This window comes from Actinacidiphila cocklensis (assembly GCF_907177275.1).
In the GTDB taxonomy this organism is placed as follows: domain Bacteria; phylum Actinomycetota; class Actinomycetes; order Streptomycetales; family Streptomycetaceae; genus Actinacidiphila; species Actinacidiphila cocklensis.
The window spans coordinates 45,145-51,722 of record NZ_CAJSLV010000078.1; the positions used below are offsets into that span (position 1 = coordinate 45,145).

Sequence of the window (6,578 nt, forward strand, 5' to 3'; positions counted from 1 at the left end):
CGGCGTGCCCGGACGCCTCAGAGCGCCACGCCGAGCAGGGCGTCCACCGCCCGCGAGACCAGCCCGGGCGCCCCGGTGTCGGTGCCGCCGTCCGCCTGCTGCGCCGCCACCCAGCGGTCCACCGCCGCCAGGGCGCTCGGGGCGTCCAGGTCGTCGGCGAGGGCGGCGCGGATCTCCTCGACCAGCGCCTCGGCCGGTGGGCCGTCGGGGCGCGACACCGCGGCCTGCCAGCGGCCCAGCCGGGCCAGCGCCTCGTCGAGCACGCCGTCGGTCCACTCCCAGTCGGACCGGTAGTGGTGGGCGAGCAGCGCCAGCCGGATCGCCGCGGGCGCGACGCCCTCGCGGCGCAGCGTGGAGACGAAGACCAGGTTGCCCTTGGACTTCGACATCTTCTCGCCGTGCAGCGCCACCATGCCCGCGTGCACGTACGCCTTGGCGTACGGGAACTCGCCGGTGAGCACCTGGGCGTGCGAGGCGCCCATCTCGTGGTGCGGGAAGACCAGGTCGGACCCGCCGCCCTGGACGTCGAAGCCCATGCCGAGGTGGTCGAGCGCGATGGCGACGCACTCGATGTGCCAGCCGGGGCGCCCCGCACCCAGCGAGGCGCCGTCCCAGCTCGGCTCGCCGGGGCGGGCCGCCATCCACAGCATCGGGTCGAGCGGGTTCTTCTTGCCCGGGCGGTCCGGGTCGCCGCCGCGCTCGGCGGACAGCAGCCGCATCGCGGCGGTGTCGTAGCCGGAGACGCCGCCGAAGTTCGGGTCGGACTCGACGGCGAAGTAGGTGTCGCCGTCCAGCTCGTAGGCCGCACCGGCCTCCCTGAGCCGTTCGATGAGCGGCACGATGCCGGGGATGGCCTCGACGGCGCCGATGTAGTGGGTGGGCGGCAGCATCCGCAGGGCGGTCATGTCCTCGCGGAACAGCGTGGTCTCGCGCTCGGCGAGCGCGGTCCAGTCCTCGCCGGTGGCGTCGGCCCGCTCCAGCAGCGGATCGTCGACGTCCGTCACGTTCTGCACGTAGTGGACCTGGTGCTTCGTGTCGAGCCACACGCGCTGGACGAGGTCGAACGCGTTGTAGGTGGCCGCGTGCCCCAGGTGGGTGGCGTCGTAGGGAGTGATCCCGCAGACGTAGAGGCGGGCGACCGGTCCGGGCTCGACGGCCACCAGGCCGTCGGTCGCGGAGTCGTGGAGACGGAGTGCGCGTCCAGTGCCGGGAAGGGCAGGGACGTCGGAAGCTGGCCAGGCATGCATGTCATGAGATTAACCGGGTGGCTCCGGGTCAAACGACCGGGAGCGGCGCGTCCGCCCCCGCGGGTCTCCCGCCGGTCCCGCGGCCGCCGTGGGAGGTCAGACCGGCGGCCACGGTATGGACGGCCAGTTCCCGCCGGGCAGCGGGTGCACGCCGGTCTCCAGCAGCCGGCCGACCCTGGCCCGCACCGCGTCGGTCTCGGCCGCCGTGATCAGTGCCCCGAGCCGCTCGCCCAGCTCGCCGTCCAGCGCGGCGCCGAGCCCGGTCAGCACGGTGACGGCCTCGGCGGGCAGCGGCTCGCCGGCCCAGCCCCACAGCAGGGTCCGCAGCTTGTCCTCCGTGTGGAAGGTCACCCCGTGGTCGATGCCGTAGATCCGGCCGTCGGCGGCGGGCAGCAGGTGGCCGCCCTTGCGGTCGGCGTTGTTGATGACCGCGTCCAGCACCGCGAGCCTGCGCAGCCGCTGGTCGTCGGCGTGCACCAGCAGCGCGGTGCGCCCTTCGGCCACCTCCGCCTCGACCACCGCCTTCCAGCCGGGCGCGGGCTCGTCGTCCTCGGTGAGGGCGAGCAGCGCCCCGTCGTCCTCCACGGCCTCGATCCACAGCTGGACCATGCCCTCGCCGTACGGCCCGTCGCGCAGCACGGTGGGCGGCACCAGGCCCCAGCCGGTGGCCTCCGAGACCAGGTAGGCGGCGACCTCGCGCTGGGCCAGGGTGCCGTCGGGGAAGTCCCACAGCGGGCGCTCCCCCGCGACGGGCTTGTACACGCAGGCCAGGGTGCCGCCGTCGTGCTCGGTCTCGCAGTACAGCACGGCGTTCGACGCGTCGCGCACCTGGCCGCGTACGGTCAGCTCGCCTTCGGTCAGCGCCGCCGTGGCGGCGCTCAGGCCGACCTCCGGTACCCGTTCTGACGCGGGCATACGTGTCCTTCCGGATCCAGGGGGAGGCTGCACAGCGGGCAGGGCGGGCGGCCGGCGGACACCACGTCGAGGGCGCGCTTGGCGAAGGAGCGGGCCTGGGCGCCGGTCAGCAGCACCCGCAGCAGCGGCGGGCCGTTCTCGTCGTCCTGGAGCATCTCCTCCTCGGCGGCCTCCAGGTCGTCCTCGTCCTCGCCGGACAGCTCGACCAGCGCCTGCGCCTCGATGACCATGCGGTCGTGGGCGCCGTCCCAGGCCAGGGCCATGGTGCCGACCCGGAACTCCTCCTCGACCGGTACGTCGAGGGGTGCGGTGTCGTGCAGTTCGGTGGGAGCGACCGCGGGCACCGGGGCGTTGCCGCCGCTGCGCCGGACCACCTCGTCCAGCAGCTCGTCGATCCGCTCGGCCAGCGCGGCCACCTGGGTCTTCTCCAGGGCCACGCTGGTGGTCCTGCCGGACGCGGTGGCCTGCAGGAAGAACGTACGCTGGCCCGGCTGGCCGACCGTCCCGGCAATGAAACGGTCCGGGTGCTCGTAGAAGAAGACCTGGCGGGGCACGTCCTGCTCCGTTTGCTCGGCTGTCGTGTCTGTGCTGCGCGTGTCCGTACTGTGCGGTGTCGCCGTCACCGTCGATGCGGTGTGGCCACCACCCTACTGCGGAAGCTGATCACGGGGCGCCCGTGGAGCCGCCCACCACCGCGTCGTCGGTGGCGCCCTCGGGCGGTGCGGGCGGCGGGGCGAGGGCCGACAGGTCGCCGGTGTCGCCCAGACGCAGCAGGAACGGGCGGTGCGGGGTGTAGCGGATGACGGTGACCGAGCACGGGTCGGTGCTGATCCGCTGGAAGAGGTCCAGGTGCATGCCGAGCGCGTCGGCGGCCAGCGACTTGATGATGTCGCCGTGCGAGCACAGCACGTACAGCGCGTCGGCGCCGTGCTCGGCCTCGATCCGCGCGTTCCAGTCGCGGACCGCGTCGACCGCGCGGGCCTGCATGGCGCGCAGCGACTCGCCGCCCTCGCCGGGGAAGACCGCCGCCGAGGGGTGCCGCTGCACGGTGGCCCACAGCGGTTCGTCGGCCAGTTCTGCCAGCTTGCGGCCGGTCCAGTCGCCGTAGTGGCACTCGCCGATCCGGTCGTCGGTGTGCAGTTGCAGGCCGGTGCGCGTGTCGAGCAGCGGGCGCACGGTCTCCTGGCAGCGTTGCAGCGGGCTGCTGACGACGGCGGCGAGCGGCAGGGCGGCAAGCCGGGCGGCCAGCGCCGCGGCCTGCGCCCGGCCGGCGTCGTCGAGGGCGACGCCGGGGCTCCAGCCGGCCAGCACTCCCTCGGCGTTGGCGGTGGACCGGCCGTGCCGGACAAGGATCGCGGTGGGCATGTCCGCCACCGTAACCCTTCCGCGCCGGGTCCGTTGTGCTGGATGACGGCCGTGGCGGGGATGATCCCCCCGAGCCCCCACCACGGCCGCTGGATTCCTGTGGCGCCCACCGCGATATTCCTGCGATCCGCTGTCCCCGGCATAGGTCCCGCCGTACCGCCCCCTGGGTAAGGTGCAGCAGGGGTCGAGGGGGCCTTCGTAGTCGGTATCGCGAAGCGGGTGGAGATGTTCAGCAAGGCGACGAGGAGCCGCCCGGCTGCGAGCGGGGCACGCCCCGCCGGCACCGACTGGTCTCCGTACGGTCGGCTGGAGGACGCCGCGCAGGTGTACTTCCTGCACTCGGACGTCGCGCTGGACGCCATCGAGGGAGTGCTGGGCCGCCGCCGGGTGCGCGGCTTCACCCTGGAGCGGGTGGTGGACCTGACCGAGGCGGGGGCGTCGGTCTGGCAGGAGGCCGCGGTGTGCGACGGCCGGCGGCTGATCCTGTGGCACAGCGAGGAGCTGGCCGACGCCAAGGCGCCGGGCGGCACCGTCCTGGACTCGTCCGTGCAGGTGCTGCCGCTGGACTCGATCGGGCACGTCGGGATGCGGACCCTGGTCGGGCACGACGAGGTGGGGCGGCGGATCGACCGCGGGGTCTACGTCGTGCTGGCCACCGCGATGCCGCACGAGCTGAGCGCGGTGCAGGCCGACCCTGACTCGCCGCTGCCGGTGGCGTCGGCGAAGTTCCGTCCCGAGGCCTTCCGGTTCAGCAAGTCGCTGGACGACGGGGGCGCGGGGCAGATAGCCCGGCTGATCGACTTCGGCAGACTGCTGGGCCGGCTCGTCCCCAGCTGACCCGCGCCCTCGTGGGTACTAGGCGAGCCCGGCCAGTTCCATCGCCTCGACGCCGGCCCGCAGGCCCGCCACCCGCTCGTCCAGCGTGAAGCCGGCCGGGGCGAGGGTGAGGGTGGTGACACCGGCCTCCGCGTAGGCGCGCATCCGGTCGGCGATCCTGGCGACCGGTCCCAGCAGGCAGGTGGAGTCGATGAGTTCCTGCGGTACGGCCGCCGCGGCGCCGTCCTTGTCGCCCGCCAGGTACTTGTCCTGGATCTCGGCGGCCTGCTTCTCGTAACCCATGCGCTGCGCCAGCTGGTTGTAGAAGTTCTGCTTGCGGCTGCCCATGCCGCCGACGTAGAGCGCGGTGTACGGGCGGAAGAGGTCTGCCAGCGCGGAGACGTCGTCGCCGACCGCGAGCGGCAGGGTCGGGCAGACGTCGAAGCCGTCGAGGGTCAGGCCGGCCTTCTCGCGGCCCGCCCGCAGGTGCCGCAGCGCGGTGTCCTCCAGGTGCGCGGCGGACGGGAAGATCAGCAGGGCGCCGTCGGCGATCTCGCCGGTCTGCTCCAGGTTCTTCGGGCCGATCGCGGCGATGTACAGCGGGATGTGCTCGCGCTGCGGGTGCACGGTCAGCTTGATCGGCTTGCCGGGGCCGCCGGGCAGCGGCAGCGTCCAGTGCTCGCCCTCGTAGCTCAGCCGCTCGCGGGACATGGCCTTGCGGACGATCTCGACGTACTCGCGGGTGCGGGACAGCGGCTTGTCGAACTTGACGCCGTACCAGCCCTCGGAGACCTGCGGTCCCGACACGCCGAGGCCCAGCCGGAAGCGGCCGCCCGACAGGGAGTCCAGGGTCGCGGCGGTCATCGCGGTCATCGCCGGGGTGCGGGCCGGGATCTGGAAGATGGCCGAGCCGACGTCGATCCGCTCGGTCTGGGCGGCCACCCAGGACAGTACGGTGGGGCCGTCGGAACCGTAGGCCTCGGCGGCCCAGCAGACGGAGTAGCCGAGCCGGTCCGCTTCCTGGGCGACGGCGAGGTTGTCCGAGTCCATGCCGGCACCCCAGTAGCCGAGGTTGATCCCGAGCTTCATCGCGCTCCCCTTGTACTGGTCAGTAACGTCGGTGTTCCCCCGGACTGTAGCGCGCGGCGGCGGCACGGGTGCCTGTCGGGTACGTCACTGCCGCCCATTCGGCCGGTGCGGGCAGTAATCTCAGCGCCCATGGAGCATAGGCACCTCGGCCGCACCGGGTTGCGCGTGTCCCGGCTCGGGCTCGGCACGCTCACCTGGGGCCGCAACACCGGCGAACGCGACGCCGCCGACCAGCTCAAGACCTTCTGGAACGCGGGGGGTTCGCTGGTCGACACCGCGGACGTCTACGCGGACGGCGGCGCCGAGTACCTGCTCGGGCGGCTGATCGAGGACCTGGTGCCGCGCTCCGACCTGGTCATCGCCACGAAGGCGGGCAGCGTGCCCGACCCCGACCGGCGGTTCGACACCTCGCGCGGGCACCTGCTGGCGGCGCTGGACGCGTCCTTGCAGCGGCTCGGCACGGACTACGTCGACCTGTGGCAGGTGCACGCCTTCGACCCGGGGACGCCGCTCGACGAGACGCTGCAGGCGCTGGACATCGCCGTCGCCTCGGGCCGGGCACGCTACGTCGGGGTGTCCAACTTCTGCGGCTGGCAGCTCGCCAAGGCCGCGACCTGGCAGCTCGCGGCCGCCGGGCGCACGGCGCTGGCCAGCACGCAGATGGAGTACTCGCTGCTCCAGCGCGGCGTCGAGCGCGAGGTGCTGCCGGCCGCGATGGACCTCGGGCTGGGGCTGCTGCCCTCCTCGCCGCTGGGCCGCGGCGTCCTCACCGGCAAGTACCGCGGCGGGACGCCGCAGGAGTCCCGGGGCGGCTCCGAGGACATGGCGCCCTTCGTCGCGCCCTACCTCGACGACGCGGCCGCGCTGATCGTGGACGCGCTGACCATAGCGGCGGACGGCCTCGCGGTCTCCCCGCTGCACGTGGCCCTCGCCTGGGTACGCGACCGGCCCGGCGTGACCGCACCGCTGCTCGGCGCGCGCAACGCGCAGCAGCTCACGGCGGCGCTGTCAGTGGAGGCGCTTACGCTTCCGGATGAGATCTGCCAGGCGCTGGACGACGTGTCGGCGCCACTGCACCGCTACCCGGACCACGACTGGAGCACGCTCTGAACGCCAGCCCGCCTCCCGCGTCCGGCCGCCAGGACC

7 protein-coding genes are annotated in these 6,578 nt (G+C 73.5%); 2 read left to right on the forward strand and 5 right to left on the reverse strand.

Annotated elements, in window-relative coordinates:
- Positions 1-17 precede the first annotated feature (17 nt).
- From mshC to NFU81_RS28555, 4 genes are all read right to left on the reverse strand, one after another.
- On the reverse strand, positions 18-1,247 hold the full coding sequence (mshC, locus tag NFU81_RS28540) for a cysteine--1-D-myo-inosityl 2-amino-2-deoxy-alpha-D-glucopyranoside ligase (protein ID WP_251495917.1): 1,230 nt from the start codon (positions 1,245-1,247) through the stop codon (positions 18-20).
- A 96-nt stretch (positions 1,248-1,343) separates the two neighbouring features.
- Positions 1,344-2,162 (reverse strand): SCO1664 family protein, encoded by an 819-nt coding sequence (locus NFU81_RS28545; RefSeq protein ID WP_251495920.1) that lies wholly within the window; start codon positions 2,160-2,162, stop codon positions 1,344-1,346.
- Entirely contained in the window at positions 2,126-2,716 is a 591-nt protein-coding gene (locus tag NFU81_RS28550; protein ID WP_251495923.1) for a DUF3090 domain-containing protein, read from the reverse strand. The genes NFU81_RS28545 and NFU81_RS28550 overlap by 37 nt, the downstream gene beginning before the upstream one ends.
- A 109-nt stretch (positions 2,717-2,825) precedes the next feature.
- Positions 2,826-3,527, reverse strand: a complete 702-nt coding sequence (locus NFU81_RS28555) for a histidine phosphatase family protein (RefSeq protein ID WP_251495926.1) — start codon at positions 3,525-3,527, stop codon at positions 2,826-2,828.
- Between the two features lie 225 nt (positions 3,528-3,752).
- Here NFU81_RS28555 and NFU81_RS28560 point away from each other — a divergent pair, with 225 nt between their 5' ends.
- Positions 3,753-4,364, forward strand: a complete 612-nt coding sequence (locus NFU81_RS28560) for a hypothetical protein (RefSeq protein ID WP_251495937.1) — start codon at positions 3,753-3,755, stop codon at positions 4,362-4,364.
- Positions 4,365-4,382: 18 nt separating this feature from the next.
- Here NFU81_RS28560 and NFU81_RS28565 read toward each other — a convergent pair whose 3' ends face one another.
- Positions 4,383-5,432, reverse strand: a complete 1,050-nt coding sequence (locus tag NFU81_RS28565; protein ID WP_251495929.1) for an LLM class F420-dependent oxidoreductase — start codon at positions 5,430-5,432, stop codon at positions 4,383-4,385.
- Between the two features lie 129 nt (positions 5,433-5,561).
- On the opposite strand from NFU81_RS28565, the gene NFU81_RS28570 reads away from it, so the two are divergent.
- Positions 5,562-6,542, forward strand: a complete 981-nt coding sequence (locus NFU81_RS28570) for an aldo/keto reductase (RefSeq protein WP_251495931.1) — start codon at positions 5,562-5,564, stop codon at positions 6,540-6,542.
- The last annotated feature ends 36 nt before the right edge of the window (positions 6,543-6,578 follow it).